We start from the raw sequence: 24,890 nt of genomic DNA, 5'->3' as shown, positions 1-24,890 counted from the left end.
TCTTTTCTAACTAATCCTTGTATGGATCGAATTCATTACCTCCGGCCATGGCGACACCAACGGGACGCAGTACATGGTTGATCTTCAACGTATTCGCATGTGCGTTCAGTACGTCTTGTAGCTTCTTGTACACAAACGGACTTTCATCTGTGCCCGCTCCCCGCACCTCAACACCATAAGCACGAATTGCCTCATGCATCTGTGCTTCGCTAATCTCACCGCCCATGCGTGTACGGAGTTTGTAGTTCATTTTGCCAGCCGCCTGGGTTCTGCTCATCGTCCGCCCTGCTCCGTGCACAGTGCTGCGGAATGATTCGGTATTCTCCTCGCTGTGGATGCCCTCCACAATTACCGAGATATCTCCCATGCTTCCTCCGACAAAACCGAGTTGCCCGGGTGCCAGTGGCGTTGCACCTTTGCGGACCACAACTACCTCTTCACCCATGTGTTGTTCCTTCCAGGCAAAGTTGTGATGGTTATGAACGGCATATTCAGCACTTGCCCCCAGAATTCCGAGCACCTGTTCAATAACATAGTCACGTCCTGCATAGGCGTATCGGCCCGCCAGAATCATTCCATCCCAATACATATCACCCATTTCGCTGTTCAGGTCAAACAACGTAGGCGGTTGATCCATCGATTCGCCAGGAGCTTTGCCACTGAACTGACGTCCTGCCGCAAGGTTAAGGAACCCACTCGCCACTTTATGGCCGAACCCGCGGCTGCCAAAATGATTTGCAATCCACACCTTCCCCGTTGCCTCTTCTACAAAAATATCCACGAAATGATTGCCACTGCCTACGGTTCCGAGTTGGTTGCGTGCAAGTGTCTTCAGCTTATGTTGTAATCCCGGTTCAATGGTATCAAACAGCTTCCAGCTCGCGTCGTCGAACAGCTCATGATCCACGGGTGTTGGATTGTTACGACCCACGCCGAAAGAAATGGTCGAATTGATGTCATCCATGATCGTTACAATCTGATCCCGAATATCTTCCCACATCAGATTTGTACGCACAGCCTTATTGCCACAGGCAATATCATATCCGACACCTGACGGGCTGATCATATTCCGATAAGCGACAACACCACCGATGGGTTGCGAGTAACCTTTGTGATGGTCGGCCATCAGAGCCACACCCAATACATCTCCATATTGCGAGCAAGTCACCGCCTGACTTACGGCGTTCTCCAGCGGCTCCCCCCAGACTTTAATGTTATCTACGATCCGCATGATTGTGTTAACCTCCTATGTACTTTTTTTTCAAAATACATCTTTTATTTCTATACTGTTGTTCTCATTAGTTTAACAAAGATTAGCGTGGCTCGAAACGTCGCCTTACTTTAGATCACCAATTATTTACGCATAAAAAAAGAGAGCTCAGCTCCCTTTTCTCAAGGTTGGTTCCTATTCACTTCTTGCTAATCTTAAACTTGAACGCCCAAGTCGCTGTGTTACCAGAATATCGGCCTCTGTTCTCAGTCACCACCACGGAAAGTGTCTTGTTGGTTGATTTGGAGAACGAAGATAGTTTGACGTTGGTGCTTTTACTCCCGTAATCGGGAATTTTGTCCTGTTCTTCGGCGATGGCCTCCAGTTTCAACGTACCTGTGGATTTCAGATTTAAGGTGACCGATGAACCCTCTTCCAGATCTTTGCCGTTCACACTTGCTCCGATGGCCCACTCATTACCGACAGAGTTATTCTCGACAAGCTCTGCGCTCACCAACGTCACGGTTACCTTGACCGTTTTGGCGGCAGCATAGGAGGTTGGGGAACATACGGCGAATACCAGGCTCAGAACCATGAAAACATTAGCCCATTTTTTGAACACGAGAGTGCCTCCCTCTTATTCGTTTCTTTTGTTAAGACTATGCCTTATTCGCCGTGTTCCTTAAGTAATCCTTCCACTCGTGTAAGAAATTTTCACTTGAACCTGTCTGTTATAGATGCTTCCGGTAACCCTGAACCTTCTCATCCTTGAAACCTAACTTCTCATAAAATATATGTGCTTCCTTACGCTGATCGCCAGACACCAGAATCATGTAACCACAACCCATATCTTTTGCAATCCGCTCAATCTGGAGCATTAACCTCTGCCCAATGCCCTGCCTGCGTACCTGATCCGATACAATCACATTCTCCACAACCATGAACGGTTTGCATGGCCCTACCAGATCCATACACTCAACCCCCATAACGGACCCAACCAGTTTGCCATTGTAAAATGCCCCAAGCACATGATAATGGCCATTCTGCTGTATGTAATGAAACATCTTTTTCATCTGTTGTTCATTGGTAGGCATTCCCATCAACTCATTGTATAGCTGGCTTAGTGCCGGTAAATCTTCAAGTTCGATTCCTTTAATGGTAACCATCATAACCCTCCTGATTTTTCCTATTTCGCATGCTTTGTCTGTCTTAAGTGAGGTCCTTCTTAAAATAATAATGACTGTGTCCAGTCGGTGCATTCTCGATCGTTGTCATCAATTGATAGCCATGTTTCTTGTAAAATTCCGGTGCTTGATAGGAGAAGGTGTTCAACATGACAAAATCACAAGATTTCTCTCGCGCAATTCGCTCAACTTCAAGCAACAACTGGGAACCATATCCCCGATCCCGTTGTTCAGAATCCACCCAAAGAATATCAACCTCCAGCCAGTTCCAGCAAAGTGTACTAAGCACACCTGCAACAATCTCGCCAGTCTCATTTTTGATATTGAAATTCAGTTCTTCGTACCGATGCCTTAATTCCTCACTCACATGTGCAGCATTAAATGCGATAAGTTGCTGGCGAACATACTCTGAATCCTCTGAAGTACTTGGATTAATATTTATTTGGGACATCTCCTAATCACTCCTTTTATCTCAACAGTTTATAATTTACGATAATGTAATTCATTCCGGATAAGAGAGTAACGCCTGTTGCACCCCATAGTAATGCCACATCCACTCTGATATCAGTCAGCAAACTAAACGGAACATTATTCAACAAAATGGCAATGATGGCTGCCACCTGAAGCACCATTTTGATTTTTCCATAACGATCAGCTGCAAGAGCAATACCCTGTTCTGTGGCTACCATTCGCAATGCAGTAATGACAATTTCACGTCCTATAATGATTACAGCAATCCATGAACTGATCATATTCTCCTGAACCATCATGATCAGCGCTACCGCAATCAACAGTTTATCCGCCAGTGGATCAAGCAACTTTCCCAGATTCGTGATCTGATTATATTTTCTTGCCACGTATCCATCCAATTTATCCGTACCTGCTGCTACTGCAAAAATAATTAGTGCAATCATCACGCTTTGCTGATTGAGAAAACAGATCATAAACAATGGAATCAACGCGATTCTAGCCAACGTGATTTTATTTGCCAGATTCATTAGACATCTATTCTCCCCTCATCCATGTTGGCTAAGTGACCTTTTTTCCATTTACGTAATCGGGTCCGAAAGGATTTAAAAGGAGCTACCGAATTAATCTGGATCCACTTCACCATAGCCCATCCGGGCTTGGTCCCCGTCCACTGTCTCATCCCTTGTACAAATAAGTCCTCTTCACTAAGGGAGTCAATCCAGTTCTGCCATTGTTGTTCTGTCTCCCGAAACAAAGAGCGCAGCTCCTCCAGCGTATAACTTGAGTATTTTTCGTAAAATGATTCATTTAATGACCCTAGTTGGTTCCATTTATATCCTGGTGCCGGCATATGGAATTCATTTCCCAACTGTTCATTTCGCTCCCAATCCATCACCAGGTTCATCCATCCTAACTGGTACGCGATCATCTGGGCAGGCGTCTTATCTACACCTTCAACCCACTTATCTTTGTCGCTGTTATGGATGTCATTGAATTCACCCTCAAACAATTCATAGGTGCGTCGAATCGTCTCACTTAACTCTTTCTTCGAGGCATATAGAACTCCAGGCACGCTACTCCACTCCTCTCGTTTCACCGGTATACATGAATCAGAAGCATGGACTCTATCATCATTTCGACTCAATTCCATAATCATCCTTTTTTTCATGAGGCATTATACTTAGAAAAAGAAAAAAGGGCAGTCTGTAAACAATACAGCTGCCCTTTACTCAACCTATTTTGCTATATCAGCATACTCCTGATCCCAATTCTACAAAGCTTCCTTAATCACCCGTTTATAGTACCACACAGACAACAGACCAAAGATCGAATATAACAATGTATAGACTATCATGACAATGACCGTAGGTGTCGCCAGCTCCGTACCAAAGAAAAACCAACCTGATTTCACGGCAAAGTAACTATGACTCAACCCCACCACAAGCGGAATACCAAAGTTAAACAACTGCTTGATCTGAATTCCATGCAACAGATTGCCTTGCGTAAATCCGAGTTTTCGCAGAATGGTATAATTCCCCTTCTCCTCTTCACTCTCGTTCATTTGTTTAAAGTACAGGATACATCCCGATGTAATCAAGAACGTCAAACCAAGGAAACCAACAATGAACATAATTAAGCCCATATTATTACGTTGGTTATTTCTGAACTCAATCTGGGAGAAGCTCGGTGCTTCCAACTGTAGCTCCTTATATACGGCATATGCCTCTTCAGCCTGCCCCTCATTCAGAATACGTACACCATAGTAATCCGCCCACTCGGATTTTTGCAGCTCGGGATCGAGATCCTGCCGCAACTGCTGGTATACCGTTTCATCTACTACCGCTACAGGCGTGCCCCCAGAATAGTATCCAGGAAGAACCCCCTTTTGGGTGGTTCCGATCAGTTGTTGGTCTAGCGTTCGCTTCAATCCATGCAAGACAATTGGACCTGTCTCCTGAATGGAAATCAACTGCTGAACGGCATTTCCGTATCCCATGAAGACCGCTTCGCCTGGTTGCAGATCAATGTTATCTACCATCTTGTCACTCAACACACTACTGAATAGGTACTTTTCCGTCATGGACTCATCCATCACTTTATGAGCATCAATTTCAATATAAATGGGCTGTCTATGCTTCTCTTCATATGGAATCTGTTTGTGTTCCAAATCCGTTACAAAGCGATTTTTCACATCAACCTGAGCAAAAGAGAAATCCTCTGGCAAGCTTTCTTTCGCCTGAGCCTCTGCGGAATAATACGAAATGTAACTGAGTGACAGCATGCCAATAGCAAGCGCCGATACGGTTGTAATAATTGTAAGCAGCAATGCATTGGACTTCATGCGGAACATGATTGAAGATAAAGACAACACCTCATAAATGGATAGGTATCCGTTTTTACTTTTGCGAATCAGATTAAAGATAAAACTTACCGAACCCTTATAGAACAGGTATGTCCCCAGTATGACCGAGAAGAGAATCAGGATCATCGTATACATCAACTGCTGCATATCCATTGCCTCACCGCTGAACAGCCGTGCAGACATGAAGTATCCATACACAATCAGAGCAATGCCCAAGACGCCAACAATCATCTGTCCGACAGACATCTTCTGCACCCGCTGCTCCGAAGTGGCAGATACCCGAAAGAGTGAGAGAATACTCTGCCCCTTGATAAAGATGTAGTTCATCAGCATGATGAGCAAATACATTATCGTAAAGACAATCACCGTTTGCATCAGTGCCATCGGAGAGAAATACAGTTTCGTAATCGCATCCACACCGAGAATTTTGAACAATATCATCAATACCAGCTTGGACGCAAGAAACCCAATTAACACACCAATAGCCATGGAGCCAAAATAAAGGATACTGTTCTCCGCACTCAAAATACCAAAAATTCTGCCTTTTGTCAGTCCGATCAATTGAAATAATCCAATTTCATTGCTACGTCGCTTGATAAAGATCGTATTGGCATAGAGCAAAAAGATGCCGACAATGACGATTAACAGTACCGAAGACGCGCCTATAGCCGCCGCACCTTTTGTTGAAGCAGCCACCTCATCCATGGAAGGATCATACTGTAACGTCACAAAGGAAAAATATAAGGCCACACTGAACACAAGCGCAAATACATAGAGATAATAATTCTTTAGATTTTTCCTGAGATTGCGGAAAATAATATAATTCAAGCTCATTGCTGTACACCACCCAATACGCCTTGGGTTTTGATAATATCGTTGAAGAACGATTGCCGTGACTCGTCTCCTTTATTCAGCTGGGTGTAGATCTGACCGTCACGAATGAAGATCACTCTGCTGCAATAACTTGCGGCAACCGGATCATGGGTAACCATAATAATGGTCGCTTTTCGTGTGCTGTTCATATCACTTAACTTGCCGAGCAGATCCGAAGCGGACTTGGAATCCAGCGCTCCTGTCGGCTCATCCGCAAAAATGATACTCGGCTCGTGGACAAATGCTCGTGCTGCCGAAGTCCGCTGCTTCTGACCCCCTGAAATCTCAGATGGATACTTGTCTTTCAACTCGTAGATTCCCAGTTCACGTGCGATCTGTTCAAACTTGTGGTGTGCCTCCTGCTTTGGAATGCTCGTAATCGAGAGCGGTAATAATACATTTTCCTTTACCGTAAGGGTATCCAGCAGATTGTATTCCTGAAAAATAAAGCCCAGATGATGTTTGCGAAATTCAGCCAGCTGTTTCTCCTTCATTCCGGTGAATTCCTTGCCCTCAATATCTATCGTGCCCTGGCTCACCCGATCAATGGAGGAAAGTACATTAAGCAGCGTTGTTTTACCCGAACCCGAAGGCCCCATAATACCAACAAACTCTCCCTTGCTTACCCCAAGATCTATTCCCTTCAGCACTTCCTGTTTATTTAATTTATTACCATAGACTTTATAAATTTTTTTGGCTTCCAGTATCCACATATCCCGCTCACTCCTCTTAGATCTTCTGCAAAATGCTCGTGTCTATATCATAATCGGGATGTGCAGTGTTATCGTGTGATTCACCGAACAAAACCAAAAAGCATGTGACATTGTTGTCACACGCCTGCAAGATGCACCATGTCGTTTTTTCGCGGAAAAGTAAGTGTGACGGTTGTGCCCTCACCAAGAGAAGACTCTACATGAATGCTCATATGAAGCGTCTGGACCACCTGACGAACCAGATACAGCCCCATCCCGGTAGCCGCCCCATCCATTCTGCCTCGGGTGGACGTAAATCCTTTATCAAATATACGCGGCAGATCTTGAGTCTCAATCCCTCGCCCGTGATCCTGAATCATGAGTATGATGTGTCCATCCTGTTCCCAACTTTCAATGAGGATGTCCGATGAATCGCTATATTTGACCGCATTACTCAACAACTGCCGGAGGATGAAGCCTAACCATTTGCTGTCTGTGAGCACGCGCGATACCATTAAAGACACATCAAAGCCAATGCCTTTGGAAATGCACCACGATTTCAACGCTCGTATCTCGCTATTCAATACTGGTTCAAGTTCCGTCTCTTCGATGAACAGATCATTATGCATAAACGGAATACGCTTCTGATGAAGCTGCTGATCCAGCAACTGATGAATTCGTAACCATTCATATGTCATTTGGCTCTGTAACTTGTCATCTGGCAAGCGCTCGATCATCAGTTGCAACGCAGTCAGTGGGGTCTTCACCTCATGAATCCAGGACAACATCTCGTCCTTCTCCTGTTCCAGAGCGATAAAATGATGTGAAGACTCCTTACGATACCGCTGTGTCTGGGAACTGACGGCCTCATGTACAATCTGCTCATATGGACTTTCGGCGATATCAAGTTCTCCCAGATCATAGGTATGATCCCAGATGCTCAACTTTTTATAGAAACGGGTCTCTTTCAGGTATCTCGCCCAGATAAAAACAAGGCATACCACCACATTCAGTCCTACGATATACACCACAGATTGGAATGGAATGGACGAGTCCAGATAGGCCACCAATAAAATAATAAGTTGCATGCTTATCAGTAGCCATAACCAACTAGCCCTTTCTCTTATGTACTTTCCGATCATGCTTCTGCCTCTTCCGTTGCCATGTACCCCTGACCTACTTTGGTTTCAATGTAACGCTCCAATCCGATGGGTTCAAGCTTCTTCCGTAACCGATTGACGTTAACCGTCAGCGTGTTGTCACTCACGAAATGCTCATGATCCCACAAGCTCCGTATGAGGTCCTCACGGGTAACAATCTGATTTTTATGCTCGACCAGCACTTTAAGGATGAACATCTCATTTTTGGTCAACAGGACAGATTCATCCCCGCAGGTCAGTGTATTTTTCACATATTCAATAGTGGCACCGCGCCAGGTTCGAAGTTCAATATGCTCTGTATTATAGTTGTACACCCTCCGCAAAGTCGCTTGGATCTTGGCAATCAATACATCGAAGTGAAAAGGCTTCTGGATAAAATCGTCTGCACCCAAATGCATGGACATGACCATATCCGCAGGATGATCCCGTGAGGACAAAAAGATAATCGGCACATTAGAGTGCGAACGAATGATCCGGCACCAATGGAACCCGTCATATTGGGGTAACTGAATATCTATAATGACCAGTTGCGGCTGAATTACGCTGTACTCCTGCAATACCTTTCCAAAATCCTGCACACCATACACATCATATGACCATTGGGACAAACGTTCCTTGATTTCACTGAATAACGACTCGTCGTCTTCAATGAGCATAATTTTAAACAAGAGATTCACCACGTTTCTGATCTTCTAAGGTTGAGGTTGAATAAAGGTAATTAGACTCCGTTGTTGCAGGATCACCTTTACCGTTACGAATCGTTCTTCCGATCGCTGATTCCAGTGTACAGGGAAGTTGGGCTTATATCAAAAGGTATCCATACTTCGTAAAGATAACAAGCCGAAATACGTATATCCTATTAGCTCTCAATAGTGTGTATTACATGGCTTGCATCACTCTGTGCGTCCATCCGCTCGATCAACTGCATCGCTACGTCTCGTGGCGATCTTAATTGTCCTGCTTCATATACTTGATTGAACATACCTGCAAGAGCGAACTCCTCTGCACTTTTGCCTCGTGCAACAGCCTGCAATTCCGTATCGACCATCCCCGGATCAAAAGCAATAATCTCAACAGGGTTCTGTTGGCCCGTTTGCTCCAAAGATACGCATTGGGTGAACATGTTCATACCTGCCTTGGATGTACAGTACACTGCCATTGAAGGCGCGGGATAACTTCCCGAACCCGATGAGAGATTGACAATTTTACGTCTGGCGGACAGATGATTTGTTTGTTGAATAAAAGAGGAACTTAATATCATTGGTGCTGCGAGGCTGATGTTAAGACTCTGACTTATCTCTGCCGCACTGCATTGATCGATAGGTTTTAGAGGCTCCAGCATCGCTGCATTATTAATGAGTCCAATGAATTCAGCTTCCTGAGAAGGTATTTGGTCCAATATGCGTGTAATCAAATCATCGATCCCATTCAGGTCGGCAAGATCATACTGAACATGGCGGTAACGCCCGCTCCATTCCTCGCTTGATTCCAACAGATCCGAACCCCCGCGTGAAATACCGTAAACGTAATCCCCCTTAGCCAATAATAACTCTGCAAGTTGTAAACCGATCCCTTTGGATGTGCCTGTAATAATAAAGTGTCTTTTTCCTGTTTCTGTTCCCATTCCGATACCACTCCTCCTCTATTTTCAATGCATGTTTATTTCACTATTCTTACGAGTTTTTCTTTCTCCACAACGTGGCCCAGAGAAAAGGTACACCAAAATACGGTTCATGTTGCTCCAGCGACTTCATTGCACGGAACTCCACACATTCAAAGCCATCTTCCAGCATGTAGCGAAGCTTCTCCTCCGTGAACGCAAGACCACCGCGCATCGACTTCTCTTGATACACCTGCCAATCATTCATAACGATCTCAGGCCCACCAATACCGCCAAAACCAGGAGCAAAACAAGTCATTCCAAAGTATCCTCCAGGCTGGAGTGCATTGTGGATCATCTCTATGTAGGGAATGCGCTGATGTGGCAACAGATGGTGCAGACAACCCGAGTCGTAGACAAGATCATATTCTTGCTCTGGGGATAATTCGAACACAGATCGACATTCAAAATGCACGTCCAGTTGCTCCTCTGCCGCCCTCTCTTTAGCCCAAGCAATAGCTGTCTCCGAAAGATCATAAGCATCTACCTGATATCCTTGGCGGGTTAAATACAACGCATTTCTGCCCGGGCCACACCCCAGTTCCAGTGCCTTGCCGCCGCTCAGCACACCTTCGTTCACATGCGCTACCAGATTCTCATCCGGTTTGTTTGGGAAAAAGGGGATTGGTCTGTTCCGATCCTCATAGAAAGGTTCCCAAAACTGCTTGGCAGATCTGAAATCCGCATCGAGCATATCATATAGATCCTGTACACTTTTAATCGTCTTTTCCACAACCACATTCCTCCTTAACTGCTCCATTCAAACCTTCATTTCAGACTATTCACTCCTCGTCATTTTCAATAAATCAGCCACACTCTATTATAACATTTTTACCCAGTAGTTCTCTATTTTTCTTGCGTTTTTCTACTCCAAAACATAAGCTTTTTCCCAACAAAAAAACGACCGACATGAATGTCGACCGCTTGCAATGGTGCTGTTTTAAGTTGTAACTTACTTCGCCCGTTCCAAAACTGCAAAGTAATTTCCTTCGTTATCAGCAAAGTTGAAGACACGCCCCGTTGGCATCTCGACAATCTCTCCGACCGTTACATGTTTACCAGCCAAGTCGGCATATAACTGATCCAGATTTTCGGTGAAGAACATTAACGAAGGTGTGCCCAGATTTACACCCGCCGACATCCGCTCCACAAACTCCTTGTCATGAAGAATAATGCTCGTCTGCGAATTTGGGGTAGGCGCAATCTCAATCCATCTCATACCCTCGTCAAGGTTTACTTCATCCACAATGTGGAATCCCGCAACTTCCGTCCAAAATGCCAGTGATTCATCCTGATTGTTGACATACAACATAATCTGGCCGACTTTGCTAAACATGCATCATCCACTCCTCTGATCATCTAATCTCTTAACATCCTGCTTATCATTCCTCAAATTCCAATAGAGTATAACATGCAAGACAGCTTTTTTATCATCTTTCTTTGCAAGTCCATGCAGCTTAAACTGAAGTACACTTTTATGCTTCCACTACAATTAGTTTTTTGAAGTTCCCTTATAATGTTTTAACAAGTGAAAGTCTATGAAACCCCGAGGTATAATAATTCATATCAACACCTTCTTTTTGAAAATTCATTCGTTCATAAAATACGAGCGCTGCTTCATTTTCTTCATGATCAAGTGTGTAAAGCATGACATCACTACTGCCGAATTCAGCTATTTTTATACATATTTTTGTAATTAGTCCACGTGCTACTCCCTGTCGAAGGTGTGATTTGCATGTAACAACGCCAACGATTTCATATCGGTTAACAGTAGGATGAAAGATATAACCAGCATGACCTATGACAACATCTGCTTCGTCAACCATGACATAATAAGCACTGATACGTTCATCCGTCATTTTTAAAAATATATCCCAGCGCGCAGGATACTGATCGCGTATAAACGAAGGGAATTGAAAATCATGATCCGTCATCATTTTCAGCACTGCTGGCTGATCAATCGCTTGAAAAAGGCGAATAGTCATCTTTTTATCCCCTACCCTTAGTGTGCATGTAGACATCTTTTAAGTTACCAGCTTCATAATATGGATACTCTAGTTTTTGTTGAACTTGAAGGACGATCTCCGTAGACGTTAACATTTCGACCAAGTATAGTCCCAGGTCAATGGAAGCCGTAACCCCCGCACCCGTTACCGTATTACCATCACGCACTACACGCGCTGAGATTACTTCTGCACAATAAGGATTCAATAAATCATAAGCAGATGAGTTGGTAGTAGCCCTTTTTCCATTCAGGAAACCTGCTGCCCCCAACAGTAAAGCCCCGGTACAAATAGATATTTTATATGTGACATTTTCTGCCGTTCGGACCCATCGCATAAAATCCTCATCAAATCGAAGCGTTCTAGTTGATAATCCACCAGGAAAAAATACTAGGTCAAAATCCCCTAGATGAGGTAATACTGCATCGGATTTCATTTTCAGCCCACGGTCATCCGAAATTTCCTCCTTATCTGCGCAGAATGTCCATGATACGTTTTCCTTTGCTTTCAGAATCGCTAGCCAAGTCACAGCTTCATAAAATCCAGCTAAATCCATGCTTGTCATTCCATCAAATAAAACAAACGCCATTTTCATTGCCGCCACCAGTCCTTTCGTTCCCTGAATAATAAATAAAGTGTTTGATCAAAAGATCAAACACTTTGCCCAGGCGTACGGCATATAATATATGTGCTCCCTCGTGGTTCACTCCACGTTTACGCCAGTCACACATAACAGATATTTACAACTAATATACATGACATCTTTCATATTGTATATATTATGAAATTATTGCGTGGCTTTTAACTTCTTCGTAAGATAAAGTACAACATCGTCGTCCATAATCGTTTCTTCACCCGGCTGAATGTAATGATCATGTTTGTGTACACCGTGACCGTCTGGTATGTACCCGCGATGGGCATATAGAACTTGCGCTTTGCCATAATCGGAAAACACACCTACACCAATGCCTGCTACATCCGTTCGTTCCAGAATAACTTCCTCTGCTCGGTCCATCAACCGTGAACCAATACCTTGGCGCTGGAACTTCATTAGTACATTAAAATCGTTAATTTCGGGAATGCCTTGTTCCCTGAAAGACGGGTAGCTGGAATTCCACAATACATTCACGTATCCGGCAAATTCTCCATTCAACTCGGCTACCAAGGTTACGCGTTCCCCATTCTGTTGTTCAGCCAAGTAATGAAGATACTGCTCAGGGGATCTCCCCCAACCCTGCTCCTGAAACGCCTTTGATATGATTACAGGATCGTTCTCATTTAATAGTCTGATATGTACACTCATTGATGAATCCTCCTTAAAAGATATTTCTAATAGCTATATTCCCAATCTATCCCGAAGCGATGTGATGTGAGCAACATGGTGTTTGCCGTGCCAAGCATACATGCCCAGATTGTAATCCAGTCTTGTCGTTTCTTCCGATGAGGGATGATAAAATTGTTTGGCATAATCTGCATCTGTCAGCGCGTTTAACAGAAACACCCAACGACGATGGAGGGCATCCAGAATCTGAAGCGAGAATTCGACATCCAGGTCTCTTGAATCACTCAGTTCAGCCCAGCGCTCTTCATAATAAGGCCGAATCGTTGGTGTATCCTCTGTCAGCGCCAACTTGAAACGAATCATACTGTTCATATGGCTGTCTGCCATGTGGTGAATAACCTGTTTGAGCATCCATCCACCTTCTCGATACGGTAGACTTAATTGCTCTTCACTCAATCCCTTTACCGCTTCTCGTGCGCGTTCAGGCAACTCAGCAATGTCCTGAATCCACTTCTCCCGTTGTGCCAAAGTAACTTCACCCGTGTATACAAATGGTCCTATCGGAAATCTTTCATCCATCCATTATTCCTCCTTGTTTACATGATTTAGTTAACTTTAAGCAGGATCTACAGGGCATATTCCATAAGCCAACAGTCTCGCATCTGTCCTTCGTGCTGCTCATGTTTCTCCAACAGCTTAATCTTTTGGAAATCACATTTCTCGTAACAGGATATCGCTCTTAAGTTCCAGGATTGAGGGTCCATAACCACTTTACGGGCTTGTTTTTCATTAATCAGATAAGCCAGCATGGATTGCATCAACTGTGTACCAATGCCTTTATTCCAGTATTCTACCTCACCAATAAACTGATCCGTTCCATAGATGATCTCATCCGTGTCTCCATAACCATACTCCGTTCGTTCTTCTTCCTCAAGCTCATAGAACTGAATGTATCCAATCGGATGTCCTCCATACTCAACGATACAACGAGTAGCATCATCTTTTTGATTGTAAAAATGCTCTCTCACCTGTTCCAGATCATGCGGCCGATCACGCCCTTCATAGTATTGAAGAACTTCCGGGTCTGACAGCCACTTCACCAGATGTTGTTCATCTTCTGAGTCCAAGAAACGTACAGTGATTTCATTCGATTCATATACATTCATCATTCTGATTACTCCTTATTGATCTCCAGATTCTCACTCGTAACCCAACTCAGATCCTTCCCTAACAAATGCTCGTTGTGAACATAATACACCACGGGATTCTCAAGCGGCTGAGTCGTTCCATCCAAAGATCTGAGCGTTAACCGCAACTTGTAGCTCCCTATCTCATCAGGTATCGCAAATCCTATCAGATTATCAGCTGATTTCATGGTCATCCCCTGCGCCTTCAGATACTTTTCCAGAATGACTTGATCAAGATAGGAGCTGCCAACAGACGAAGGCATGTACCACGCATCATCTTGTTCTTCAGTGAATGTGACCCCTTCCCATCCAGGGACAACGGGATACACCATATGTTGATCCTTGTCTTCTCTTTTTCGCGTTATCTCTAACTCTACCTCAACTACATCCGTATCAATCTGCCTGATTGTGCCTGCCATCACAACATCCTGGGCACTCACACTTGGAATAACATAGCTGTATATGAGCAGAGTCACCAAGAGAATTATCGTTACTCCCGTAATCCAAAATATTGTACTTTTACGCATCTGTCTGATCCTCCCGTCTAATTAATCATACTTCTGGAGTAGCTCCTTCTCTGTTAAAGATTGAGTTAACCTATCCAACTCAGGGGATGCCGTCCAATCACTGGATGTATTCAATCCATGCTTGATGGTATGTATCGCGCTATGTGCAGACATGTATATATTATGGTGGATTCCAGGTTGGACAATGATGTGCTCTCCTGCACGCATCACTCGAATCGAAAACATCTGATCGTCTCCATAACTGGCATACGCAATCCATCCGGTTTGCACCACATAAAACTCCGTTAGATTGATATGTACATGACTGTTTTGCCATGCTCCGTGGGAAGAGGCAACGGTTCTGCAATAATAACTGCCGTCTTCTGTTATCATTTTATATTTTTGTTCCCCGTTCGCCATCTGCTCGAAGCTGGTTTTGACACCCATTTCACCATATTTCTGTTCTGAAAATTCTGTGTTCAATCCGCTTCAGCTCCTTATGGCCTGCCAAATATACTTGCATTCTCTTACAGCAATTCTACCATCAACCTGGTTCTCCTTCAGCTTGACTTCCAGCTGTTCCCGGTACTCAGGCTGTGTATAATCCGGGTTTCCGGGGATATCGGAGAGAAAAATGGCAAACTCTTTTTCATCCGAGAAAATCATAAGTGCCTCGTTATATTCCTCAATCTTGATCACCTTAAATGCATTTCTTTCCAAACGCTCACGTACCTTTGTTATATCCGTATGAATACCAATCATAACTCCACCCTTTTGTAGCAATCTCCCATGCTCAATAATGGAAGTTGGACCTCTGCGATCATAGATCAAACCAAATTGCTTATCTTCAAATGGCATCTTTTCTTTTGTGCTGATGCAGACAAATTCCACATTTGTTATCGTGCTTGAATGAAGACTGTTTTGGGCTATCTTTATCATCTCTTCCGAATTATCAAACCCTATAATGTGATCGGTATATTCCGACATTTTCAACGTAAACTCCCCATGTCCACAGCCTGCATCGAGCACGGATGTATACTGAGGCAGAAGCTTAATCAACCACTCTTCAAAAATATCTTCAGCAGAGTTACCTTCCAGCGTATACAAAGCTCTACCCTTGTATCCCCCATTACGTTGTGCAATCATATCGTACCATTCCATGCTCATAGAGTTCCTCCTGACAAAAATTCCCTTTATTTAAACATTCGACATGGGTACGTCGATTCTCCTGTTTGGATATACGATATATCTTTGCTAAAATATGAAACGCTTCTCTTCCAGCTTCCGTATTAAGGTCGAAGCCGTATGTATCCCATATAATAAACCATCTGATCTGGAGGTTGAGCGCATGTCATTTTTCAAGAAAATGTTAGCCAGTGTAGGTGTTGGAGCAGCCAAAGTAAATACGGAATTGCATACACCAGAGGTCACGCCTGGAGGAATCATCTCGGGGGTTGTGTACATTGAAGGTGGAGATGCGGAACAGAACGTAGATCGAATCTATCTTTCAATTAAAACCCATTACATACGGGAGCACGATGATCGTAAAGTAAAAGAAACAGCCGTTATAGCCAAATATCTGCTCACCGAAGGTTTTACATTACAGCCTGGAGCCAAATTGGAGAAAGACTTTTCATTTGACCTGCCAGAAAATCTGCCAATTACACTGCATCGTGCAGAGGTATGGGTGGAGACGGGCCTCGATATTTCAAGTGCTGTAGACCCTTCAGACCGGGACAGACTGCATGTTGTTCCTAGCAAAGACATGAACACCGTGCTCGATGCAATTGATATCCTTGGTTTCAAACTGCGTGAAGTGACCAATGACTATGCACCAAAGCTGGGTGGCAATCTGCCATTTGTGCAGGAATTTGAATTTGTACCAACAAACAAATTCCGTGGGCATCTGGATGAGTTGGAAGTGCTGTTCTATCCCATGGGCGATTCGCTGGAGCTGCTATTACAGATCGATCGCCGCACTCGTGGGCTCAGTGGAATATTCTCCGAAGCAATGGGTACGGATGAGAGCTTTGTCCGCCTGCATCTATATGAAAGACATCTGGCGCGAGGGGCGCATTCTGTCGCTCAAGGACTAGAAGAAATCATTTCCAAACATATCTAATCTATAGTTTGTGTTAACGAATAAAAACCGTCCTCTATCAGACAAATCTGATGAAGGACGGTTTTTCCCTTTCAAAAAGGGAATTAAAAAAAGTTGGAGGATAACAGCGATCGTAAGGTTGTTCTGTACTCGGAGTGTCCGTGTAATTATCCATTAGCGAACATATATATATTAATACACTTCGGTACTTTTCAGACTCAACGTTTCACATACAAGTTGGGCAAAGGCATCGAAGCTGCCACAGGATCGCAGGCTTTCCAACTTCTCCTCCTGCCGGATTAACTCTACAAACAGATCATAGATCCCCATCGCCTGTTCGTAATCCTCTTTGCAGATAGATAACATAAATACAGCATGTACTTCATTCTCCTCATCCCACGGAATCGGCTTCTCAAGCAGGCATACCGATACGGTCGTACGGGTTGAACTCAGCTCCATGGGATGCGGAATCGCCATACCTCTTCCAAGCGCGGTTGAAGCCATCTTTTCCCGCTCCTGCACAGCTGGCCAGAATTGCTCCGTTACAATTCCCTTCTCCAACAGTGCTCCGCTCATCTCAGCCATAAGTGTCATTTTGTCAGGCTGATCCGACCGAAACATAAACAACTCTGGATCAAAGTAACGCAGCAATGTCATTTCCTCCTGCTCATCACTGGTTCGCACCAGATGAGTGATCGTTGCCATGTCTCGTTCCGATGGAATCGCAGCAATGACAGCCGACGGTTTGCCTTTGGACTCCCGTAACCGGATCGTAGAAATGACCAAATCTTCGGGCACACTCCCCATCTCCTCGTACTCCCGTAGCGAAACTACACGTGAGACCTCCAGCTCTGCAAATAAAGAACGCAATCTGGATTCAAGAATACGGGCTGTGCCGTATCCTGACCCACAGACCAGCAATACGGATTTCCGTTTGCGATGAGGAATCTGGTATTTACGTTCCAAAGCTGCACCAATGTGGAGAGCCAAGTAACCAATCTCGCTGTCATTGATTTCATGAGGTACGTATGTCTGTAGCTGTTTCACTGCACTGATCGTAATCTCATAGGCCAGTGGATAATATTTACGTATATGTCCCAGCAGTGGATTCCGCATATTCATGCCATGTTCCAGGCGAGTAATCATGGGCTTCAGATGGGCATACAGATCATTCGGCAATCGTTCATCATCACGCAGATCATAGGTGTACCGATCATAGATATGACCCAACATTTGCTGTACAGCAAGATATAAGGGGTCACTTCGAAGTCCATTCCAATCGGTAGCGGTCATTTTTTTGCTAACAATGTGCAGCAGCAGATAATCTCGCTCTCCAACTGGACAGTGAATGGAATATAACAACTCCAGATCCTGAATAATCTGCTGTGCAAGTTGCTGATCCTGAACATTCGCCTCCACTTTCTCGAATCGCTCTAGTTCATGCCCCTGCTTAATACGTAATACCATAACAGCCAGATGCGTAATCAGATCTTTCAGTGCCACATCTGCAATACGAACATTCTGTTTGCCTACATGGCGAATGACGATCTCGCGGATGTGTGCGGGTTCGATTGGATACAACAAACGTTCCTGTGCAACGGTCATTCCTTCGGGGCCCAGTTCTTCATCTCGCGCATCGGCGTACTCGGCAAGGCAATAGCGAAACCTTTGCTCGTCTCCGACGACCTTCACACCATGTCCTGGCTTGATCTGAAGCTGAAGCTGGTAGTTCTCCAAAATCTGACGAATGATTTTCAGATCATTGTTCATTGTTGCACGGCTTATAAACAGCTGATCAGCGAGGTCTTCCATCTTGATATGACCCGGTTCACCAAGCAGCTTGAACAATTCATAACGGATACGCTCATCAGGCGAACCAGGTACTGGAGCACCTTTTTGCCCATCATCCTTCCGTTCCTCCAACAGCTCATTATACCGCTTCGCATCATGCACACGAATGGAATAACCCCGCCCACGCTTGGATTCCAGGCTCCCGCCATGCCCCGCGAGGATATGATCCAGCTTTTTCAGATCATCCCGAATAGTACGTACAGTAACTTCCAGCCTGTCTGCAAGTGCTTGGCTCGTCCAAGCCTGTTCCTGTCCTTCACCATGAATGAGGTGGAACAGCTTTTTCAACCGTTTAGTTGGAAAAATCATACCGATATCCGACCTCCCTTCTGATCAGGATTGTGTCAAACTAAAGCCCACCTTATATCGATACAAGTACCGTCATCAATTTACAATGTGCGAGTTCCGGCAAACGAACGACCTCTTCTCCATCGGTTAACCTCTGCTGAGGCTCCAGTGGTTGTTCACCAAGAGATACACGCTCTGCATGTACAGGTTGATTAAAGTGCATGTTCACGTTAGCAGACTGTGACAAATACGGATTGAAGACACGTACAATGTATCCGTCACTCTGCTCTGCTTTCTTGAAACTGCTTAACACCACGTTGGAATCGTTGCTGAACGACATCAGGCTATAGTCTGTATCAAGAACAAGTGCCTCATCGCGGAAAGCAAAGATCAGTCGTCCGTTCAAAAAGTCGCATAGCTGATAACTGCTGATCGGTGTCAAATATTCACGCGCAGCACGAGCTACATTCGCTTCGTCGAATCCGGAAGCCTGGATATGCAGGCCAAAGGTAAAGAAGAGCTTGCCAAGCAATTGCGCATCAGGTGTAGCCACAATTTTCTCACCGGAGGCCCGGCCAGGACGATACAACAGGTTTTCCTTACCCATGAAACCGAAAGTACGGAACAAGGTCAGGGCAATGGTATCCATTTGCTCACCAATAATCTCGTACTCACGTACACCTTCCGTCATCACAGCCATACCATGCGTACCGTTGTTCAACCCCGCATAACTCTGCATCGCTTCAATAGTGATCGGTTTCTCCTGCCATTGTTCGCGCTCCCATACTTCCACTTCTGGCAATGAGGTTGGACGAGCAATGACTCCAAACGGTTGATCTGCAATGGATAGGGATGAAGCAATTCCTGTATCAAAAAGGACACGCAGACGGTGGCTGAACACCTCATTCTGCACCTGAACCTGGAAACGGATCAGATTCTCTCCTTTGCGAAGAGATATCTCCACTTGTATTGGCAATGCTCCCGACGTGATGCCTGCGGCGCGCTCTTCCAGATCGTAGGGGACATCCAGCGTGAAACGCAGGGATAGTGTCTGAGATACAGACGTTTGGGTGGTCGTCGCACTCATCTGGCTGGCTGCCGAAGAAACAATCAGATCCCGCTCGGGAGGAGAATAATTGTAGGAATCTCCGTCATCCCCGTTATCTTCGAAGACCATTTGATCCGCATACACTTGGCCAGATCGCTTATCTGTAATTTGCAAGGTGCCGTTTGCTTGCAGCGCAATGCTGAAATGTTCATTTTCAATCTTGTCCACGTTACGTCGTTCAATGACAGGTGCAGCGCCCTGACTGAAATCAAAAACAATCTGGGTGTAACCCATCGCCGGGACCTCTTGCAGTTCCACCAGCAATTTGGCGCGATATACGCGTTCTGGCAGATGCACTTTGCGACTTGGATTCAGGTCAATGTGTTGTCCAAGCACATAATCGGTCTGATCTACTTTTTCCACAATGGTGTAGGCCAGCTCGCGCCCCTTCGTATCCCGAATCACAAAGGATTCTTCCGGAATATAAGCTTCAATCTCAGTAACCCCGCCTCGCACATACGGTAGCGTGTTGAACAGGGTGAACGCAAATGTCTCCTTCTGCTGTATCGTTGAAGCAATCATCCGCATATGCAGGTCGAGCAGATTGAGTGCGATATCATAGGCCTGTTTGTAACGAAACGCAACGTCCTGATTCGTCGTATCGCTGTTACAGCCACCGATGCTGTCATGTGCCGCATTCTCAAACAACAGCTTCCAGATGTCCTCCACAATGCGATGCGGGTAATCATGCCCGAGAGAATGGCTAATGGCAAGTACAGGTTCTAGCGTGTTAGCAATCAGATTCTCAATCTGGTTATTCTGTTGCTTGAGATCCGCACGGGTGGAAAAAATGGACTTGTGAATCCGCATGTGCTTGGCTTCCATTAATTCACCCCGAAGTACAGGCAGATCCTGACTATCCGCTTCGATCTCCGCCAGAAAACGTTCCGGTTCATTCATCACATATTCGCGTTCTGTATCCAGTGCATTGAACCGTTTAATCAACTCCGGCAGATTCAATCGCACAGGCGCCTGATCAAACCCATTAGGGAAATAGATATGTTTGGTGGAGGCTTTGCGTTCCAGCGCACCAATCTGTTTCTCCAAATAAGGGATCAGATCTTCTTCATTTTCCGGAATGTTACCACCGTAGTAATACCCGAATGGCATCTGTACAGCAAATACACGACTGCCATCCGACCCTTCCCACGTAAACTCGGTATGTGGATTCGTATTATCCGAGACACCACGCCAGAACAGGAAACGTTCAATGCCAAACTCCCGATAGATCTGCGGCATCTGTGCCGATTGTCCAAATGCATCCGGGACATAACCAACCTTCATCGCATGTCCGTACTTTTGTGCTGTTTTCATACCATAATACAGGTTTCGGACCATGGATTCACTGGAAATCACCAATTGATCCGTCTGTGTATACCAGGGTCCCGTCATCAGTCGTTTGGCAGAAACCAGTTGGCGGATCCGTTCCTCATCTTCGGGACACCAGCGGATGTAATCATCCAGCAGCGAGCCCTGTGCATCCAACAGGTAATAATGGAATCCATCGATATTCTCCAGTGCATCCAATACTTCCTTGACGTGTTTGACGAGATACACTTTGGAACGGGAGGTCGTAAAATACCATTCCCGGTCCCAGTGCGTATGTGGAATCACATGTACTTTGGTACGATTTCTTTCACTCATATCTCTATATCCCTCCAGATGCTTTTTAAAGGTTGTTCAAGATACTGAAAACCGATCTTTTTGAACATGTACTTTTAGTCAAAAACGAGTTCGATTTCTTCCCCGTTTTTCTTCACTGAAGCTTCCTGAGTCTTGGCAGGCTGTTTCTCTTCTTCATCACGGAAGTTCACCAGCATGGTGCCTCCCGCAACAATCAGTGCGCCGACGATGCCTCCGGCGAGGTACGCGATTGGGGTACCTACCGATACGGCTCCATATAAGCCGCCAATTGGTGGCATGATGATATGTGCTCCCAGCAGTGCAGTCAAGGCAGCGCCCGTTGCACAGGCAAACATGTTGACCAGAATCATTTTGGCAGGGTTACGCAGTGTGAACGGAATTGCACCCTCCGTGATGCCGATCACACCCATAATCACTGCACCTTTTCCCGCTTCCTGATAGGTTTTGGAAAAACGTTTCTTCATCAGTAATGTCGCCAAACCATAACCGAGCGGTGGGATGCAGATCGCAATGTTGATAAATACATTCGGCAGATACACACCGGACAGGAACAGGGCATTGCCTGCCATCCATGCCGCTTTGTTTACAGGTCCACCGAGATCGAACCCGATCATCGCTCCCAGAATAATCGCAAGTAGAACGGTATTCGTTCCGCTCTGGCTCATGTTTTGAACCCAAGCAATGAGATACTCATTCAGCGCGCCCAGCGGGCCACCCAGAATGACTGCCATCAGAAATCCGGTTAAACCGACGGTAATCAGCGGTAAAATGATTAACGGTACCGAGCCAGCGGCTGGACCTGTAATCTTGACTTTGTTTTTGACCCACAAGGTGATGTATCCGGCAAAGAAGCCTGAGATTAATGCGCCCAAGAAACCGGCGTTGGTCTGCTGTGCCAGCACCCCGCCGATCAGACCTGCGGCCAGGGCAGGTTTGTCGGCAATCGAGTAGGCAATGTAACCGGACAGGACAATCGTCAATAGTCCGATGCCGCTCCATCCTACATTTTGCACGAGATATAAAATATGCAAGAATCCGCTTCCATCTTTGTACGGATCAAGATCAGTAATACCCATTGATAGTGCGATAATTTTGCAGATGGCAACGACCAGGGAACCCGCGATAATGACGGGCAGCAGATAGGAGATACCTGTCATTAGATGTGTTTTTGCTTCACCAAACCATTTTCTCATCGTACTCTCTCCTCATGTGGAAGGTGGGGTTAAGCTTGTTCGTTCACAGCCTCGACGGCTTTGGTTAATACCGCTTCTGCCTGACTTACGGCATGACCGATTTTGACACGTACGATTTTTTTATCGCCAAACCGATCCATGTCCTTCACCGTTTGATCCGCTGCAATCAGTACAAAATTCGCTGCAGCAATATCTTCTTCCGTCAGCTTATTGACTTGTCCCATGGCTCCCTGCTGTTCCACTTTGATCTCATATCCCAGTTGCTGAGCTGCTTTCTCCAATGCTTTGGCGGCCATCGGGGTATGGGCGAGACCTGCGATACATGACGTTACACCTACGATTTTCATTATGACACCAGTCCTTCCGTATATTGATGAAGCAACGCATATACATCTTCCGGCTGCACCGCTTCTGCGATGGCCTCTTTGAATGAATCTTCCAGCAGTAAGGTGGCAAGTGAAGAGATGATTTGCAGATGGGATACGTCTACATGACCTTTAGGCACAAGGATGGCAAAAATAAATTTTACCGGCTTGCCGTCATGAGATTCCCAATCAATGGGCTCACGCAATCGAATGACCATCACTGCCGGACGTGTTACAACTTCACTCTGGGTATGGGGAATCGCAAAGTGATCCTGAAGTCCGGTGGAGTAGACACGTTCGCGTTCCCACAGATCAGCCGCAAGTTGTGCACGGTTTGTAGTGATGCTGTAACGCTCTGCCTCCGCAGATATAAAATCAAATACGTCCTCTTTGCTATGCAATGTCTGATCGAGATAAATCTGATTGGTTGTAATCATGATCTCTGTCTCTCCTCCTCTCTCTATCCAAAACGATAAGCGCTTACAAGATCATTGTAACGGATTCTTCCTTGACCTTGGATCTAGAAAATTTCCCCTTCGAAGCGGAAAAACATTAGCCATAGCAAAAACCCTGAGTCTAATAGACTCAGGGCAGTTGTAAATGAGTTTCAATTGATATGCTGCAAAGGCAGCGTAAGTAAGTACAGAACATGGACTCTAAGCGGATAAAACATCAAGAACGCTGTGTCCAACGCTGCATTCCTGATCGAAGACCGTAATATGCGGCGGCGAGCAAAATAAATCCGGCAACAGCCATAATCATGGATGTTGTATCCCATTGAACACGGCTTCCAAAAGCAATCTTGGATTGCAATGGGGTAACAGAAGAAGCGGTGTTCGTCAGATCAGGTACATAATTCATGGTCATGATCATGCCTTGAACGACATTCCAAGCTACAAAACCGATGATGAATAACAAGGTAACCAAAAAGGATTCCAGCGCTAATCGTTTGTTCATGATTTTCATTTTGCCTCCTCTTCCCACTCAATTAGACAAAACGTGTTGCATCTCCTGTTTCAAACGTTCTTTATTTTCGTCCACATATTGATACAGCAGATCAAAGCTTTCTTCGTTATCCGATTGCATGCTCAAATTCGCGGCTTCCAGTTCAATCTGCTGTAATACCTCATGAATCTGTTCCCCATGCGTTTGCAGGCTTGTCGTGATGTCATCTTCGGACAGGCCATTCACATTATCTCGTAATTGCCCGTGCGTTACACCGCTTTCGGACAACATCTGCTCTATCTTCTTCAGGATCACGGCATCTGCATCATTGCCGATCCGCTCCATAGCTGTTATCGTCTCACCCAGATACTGTCCGCTGGAATTCTCAAGGAAACCGGTCATCCCGTTCATGGACAGCTCGGTATCCAGATCAATGATTAGAATGATATCTCTCAATACTTGCGGAAGTTCCGGCCCACTTTCTCGAATCGTCGAAAATTCAGCCCGATAAAGGTCCATGGCAACACTCCCCACCACTTCTTCACCTGACATCTCTTCAAGCTGATCAAGTGGTAACAACTCCTGCAATTCTTCTTGTAACTTGTTCATCTTTCTCTGCCTCCTGTATCTCTCTTTCTATATATACGCCGACACGTTATTACATCATATCAGAATACGCTATATAAGTTGAACTTATGGAAGTTGGTATAGTATATCCTTTAACAAATTTACAGGGAATATCGTCAAGTTAACGTGCACTTGACCTCTGGAAAATGTTCCGCTGTTATGATCTTGGCATCACGAG

Annotated in this window: 29 protein-coding genes and 1 riboswitch; of the genes, 1 reads left to right on the top strand and 28 read right to left on the bottom strand. The window is 45.1% G+C overall.

Annotated features, from left to right (window positions below; all coding sequences use genetic code 11):
* Positions 1-10 precede the first annotated feature (10 nt).
* From V6668_RS08600 to V6668_RS08500, 21 genes are all read right to left on the bottom strand, one after another.
* Positions 11-1,231, bottom strand: a complete 1,221-nt coding sequence (locus V6668_RS08600) for an RtcB family protein (protein WP_338708169.1) — start codon at positions 1,229-1,231, stop codon at positions 11-13.
* 178 nt (positions 1,232-1,409) lie between these two features.
* Positions 1,410-1,832 (bottom strand): hypothetical protein, encoded by a 423-nt coding sequence (locus V6668_RS08595; RefSeq protein WP_243391476.1) that lies wholly within the window; start codon positions 1,830-1,832, stop codon positions 1,410-1,412.
* 109 nt (positions 1,833-1,941) lie between these two features.
* Positions 1,942-2,379 carry a GNAT family N-acetyltransferase gene (locus V6668_RS08590; protein WP_243391477.1) on the bottom strand — a complete coding sequence of 146 codons (438 nt, stop codon included), beginning with the start codon at positions 2,377-2,379 and terminating at the stop codon, positions 1,942-1,944.
* Between the two features lie 40 nt (positions 2,380-2,419).
* Positions 2,420-2,845, bottom strand: coding sequence for a GNAT family N-acetyltransferase (locus V6668_RS08585; RefSeq protein WP_338708168.1), 426 nt, complete (start codon positions 2,843-2,845; stop codon positions 2,420-2,422).
* A 16-nt stretch (positions 2,846-2,861) separates the two neighbouring features.
* Positions 2,862-3,392 (bottom strand): CDP-diacylglycerol--glycerol-3-phosphate 3-phosphatidyltransferase, encoded by a 531-nt coding sequence (gene pgsA, locus V6668_RS08580; protein ID WP_253506864.1) that lies wholly within the window; start codon positions 3,390-3,392, stop codon positions 2,862-2,864.
* On the bottom strand, positions 3,392-3,937 hold the full coding sequence (locus V6668_RS08575) for a ClbS/DfsB family four-helix bundle protein (protein ID WP_338708167.1): 546 nt from the start codon (positions 3,935-3,937) through the stop codon (positions 3,392-3,394). Before V6668_RS08575 ends, pgsA begins: the two co-directional genes overlap by 1 nt.
* A 198-nt stretch (positions 3,938-4,135) precedes the next feature.
* On the bottom strand, positions 4,136-6,061 hold the full coding sequence (locus V6668_RS08570; protein WP_338708166.1) for an ABC transporter permease: 1,926 nt from the start codon (positions 6,059-6,061) through the stop codon (positions 4,136-4,138).
* Complete coding sequence (locus V6668_RS08565; RefSeq protein WP_338708165.1) at positions 6,058-6,813, bottom strand: ABC transporter ATP-binding protein; 756 nt, start codon at positions 6,811-6,813, stop codon at positions 6,058-6,060. The genes V6668_RS08570 and V6668_RS08565 overlap by 4 nt, the downstream gene beginning before the upstream one ends.
* Positions 6,814-6,929: 116 nt before the next feature.
* Positions 6,930-7,934: a sensor histidine kinase gene (locus V6668_RS08560; RefSeq protein WP_338708164.1), complete on the bottom strand. Its 1,005-nt coding sequence runs from the start codon at positions 7,932-7,934 to the stop codon at positions 6,930-6,932.
* Positions 7,931-8,620 (bottom strand): response regulator transcription factor, encoded by a 690-nt coding sequence (locus V6668_RS08555; protein ID WP_036610298.1) that lies wholly within the window; start codon positions 8,618-8,620, stop codon positions 7,931-7,933. The genes V6668_RS08560 and V6668_RS08555 overlap by 4 nt, the downstream gene beginning before the upstream one ends.
* Positions 8,621-8,811: 191 nt before the next feature.
* Positions 8,812-9,576 carry an SDR family NAD(P)-dependent oxidoreductase gene (locus V6668_RS08550; protein ID WP_338708163.1) on the bottom strand — a complete coding sequence of 255 codons (765 nt, stop codon included), beginning with the start codon at positions 9,574-9,576 and terminating at the stop codon, positions 8,812-8,814.
* A gap of 49 nt (positions 9,577-9,625) precedes the next feature.
* Positions 9,626-10,372 (bottom strand): class I SAM-dependent methyltransferase, encoded by a 747-nt coding sequence (locus V6668_RS08545; RefSeq protein WP_338708162.1) that lies wholly within the window; start codon positions 10,370-10,372, stop codon positions 9,626-9,628.
* Between the two features lie 192 nt (positions 10,373-10,564).
* Complete coding sequence (locus V6668_RS08540) at positions 10,565-10,948, bottom strand: VOC family protein (RefSeq protein ID WP_036610305.1); 384 nt, start codon at positions 10,946-10,948, stop codon at positions 10,565-10,567.
* A gap of 175 nt (positions 10,949-11,123) precedes the next feature.
* Positions 11,124-11,597 carry a GNAT family N-acetyltransferase gene (locus V6668_RS08535; RefSeq protein ID WP_338708161.1) on the bottom strand — a complete coding sequence of 158 codons (474 nt, stop codon included), beginning with the start codon at positions 11,595-11,597 and terminating at the stop codon, positions 11,124-11,126.
* 4 nt (positions 11,598-11,601) lie between these two features.
* On the bottom strand, positions 11,602-12,210 hold the full coding sequence (locus V6668_RS08530; RefSeq protein ID WP_338708160.1) for a DJ-1/PfpI family protein: 609 nt from the start codon (positions 12,208-12,210) through the stop codon (positions 11,602-11,604).
* Positions 12,211-12,270: 60 nt separating this feature from the next.
* Positions 12,271-12,352, bottom strand: a riboswitch (ZMP/ZTP riboswitch).
* A gap of 50 nt (positions 12,353-12,402) precedes the next feature.
* On the bottom strand, positions 12,403-12,918 hold the full coding sequence (locus tag V6668_RS08525) for a GNAT family N-acetyltransferase (protein ID WP_017689739.1): 516 nt from the start codon (positions 12,916-12,918) through the stop codon (positions 12,403-12,405).
* A gap of 33 nt (positions 12,919-12,951) precedes the next feature.
* Positions 12,952-13,476, bottom strand: a complete 525-nt coding sequence (locus V6668_RS08520; protein WP_338708159.1) for a YfiT family bacillithiol transferase — start codon at positions 13,474-13,476, stop codon at positions 12,952-12,954.
* Between the two features lie 47 nt (positions 13,477-13,523).
* Positions 13,524-14,063, bottom strand: coding sequence for a GNAT family N-acetyltransferase (locus V6668_RS08515; RefSeq protein WP_338708916.1), 540 nt, complete (start codon positions 14,061-14,063; stop codon positions 13,524-13,526).
* Between the two features lie 8 nt (positions 14,064-14,071).
* The gene (locus V6668_RS08510; RefSeq protein ID WP_100529569.1) at positions 14,072-14,611 is read right to left on the bottom strand and encodes a hypothetical protein; all 540 of its coding nucleotides are present in this window, start codon (positions 14,609-14,611) and stop codon (positions 14,072-14,074) included.
* 21 nt (positions 14,612-14,632) lie between these two features.
* Positions 14,633-15,073 carry a hypothetical protein gene (locus V6668_RS08505; RefSeq protein ID WP_338708158.1) on the bottom strand — a complete coding sequence of 147 codons (441 nt, stop codon included), beginning with the start codon at positions 15,071-15,073 and terminating at the stop codon, positions 14,633-14,635.
* Positions 15,074-15,079: 6 nt separating this feature from the next.
* Entirely contained in the window at positions 15,080-15,757 is a 678-nt protein-coding gene (locus V6668_RS08500; protein WP_338708157.1) for a class I SAM-dependent methyltransferase, read from the bottom strand.
* Between the two features lie 181 nt (positions 15,758-15,938).
* Here V6668_RS08500 and V6668_RS08495 point away from each other — a divergent pair, with 181 nt between their 5' ends.
* Complete coding sequence (locus tag V6668_RS08495; RefSeq protein ID WP_338708156.1) at positions 15,939-16,712, top strand: sporulation protein; 774 nt, start codon at positions 15,939-15,941, stop codon at positions 16,710-16,712.
* A gap of 171 nt (positions 16,713-16,883) precedes the next feature.
* Here V6668_RS08495 and V6668_RS08490 read toward each other — a convergent pair whose 3' ends face one another.
* The 7 genes from V6668_RS08490 to V6668_RS08460 form a co-directional block, all read right to left on the bottom strand.
* On the bottom strand, positions 16,884-18,851 hold the full coding sequence (locus V6668_RS08490; RefSeq protein WP_338708155.1) for a BglG family transcription antiterminator: 1,968 nt from the start codon (positions 18,849-18,851) through the stop codon (positions 16,884-16,886).
* 52 nt (positions 18,852-18,903) lie between these two features.
* Positions 18,904-21,582, bottom strand: a complete 2,679-nt coding sequence (gene mngB / locus V6668_RS08485; protein WP_338708154.1) for a mannosylglycerate hydrolase — start codon at positions 21,580-21,582, stop codon at positions 18,904-18,906.
* A gap of 74 nt (positions 21,583-21,656) precedes the next feature.
* Positions 21,657-22,775, bottom strand: a complete 1,119-nt coding sequence (locus V6668_RS08480; protein WP_036669590.1) for a PTS fructose transporter subunit IIC — start codon at positions 22,773-22,775, stop codon at positions 21,657-21,659.
* A gap of 29 nt (positions 22,776-22,804) precedes the next feature.
* Positions 22,805-23,122 (bottom strand): PTS fructose transporter subunit IIB, encoded by a 318-nt coding sequence (locus V6668_RS08475; RefSeq protein WP_076318253.1) that lies wholly within the window; start codon positions 23,120-23,122, stop codon positions 22,805-22,807.
* On the bottom strand, positions 23,122-23,577 hold the full coding sequence (locus V6668_RS08470; RefSeq protein ID WP_076318252.1) for a PTS sugar transporter subunit IIA: 456 nt from the start codon (positions 23,575-23,577) through the stop codon (positions 23,122-23,124). The genes V6668_RS08475 and V6668_RS08470 overlap by 1 nt, the downstream gene beginning before the upstream one ends.
* A 235-nt stretch (positions 23,578-23,812) precedes the next feature.
* Entirely contained in the window at positions 23,813-24,097 is a 285-nt protein-coding gene (locus V6668_RS08465) for a hypothetical protein (RefSeq protein ID WP_155985062.1), read from the bottom strand.
* A 27-nt stretch (positions 24,098-24,124) separates the two neighbouring features.
* Entirely contained in the window at positions 24,125-24,694 is a 570-nt protein-coding gene (locus V6668_RS08460) for a DMP19 family protein (RefSeq protein ID WP_047842190.1), read from the bottom strand.
* Positions 24,695-24,890 lie beyond the last annotated feature (196 nt).

Origin of the sequence: Paenibacillus amylolyticus (assembly GCF_036894225.1) — a bacterium.
GTDB classification, from domain to species: Bacteria; Bacillota; Bacilli; order Paenibacillales; family Paenibacillaceae; genus Paenibacillus; species Paenibacillus amylolyticus.
Note: the sequence above shows the minus strand (reverse complement) of the source record. Positions and strands in the feature narration are given on the sequence as shown.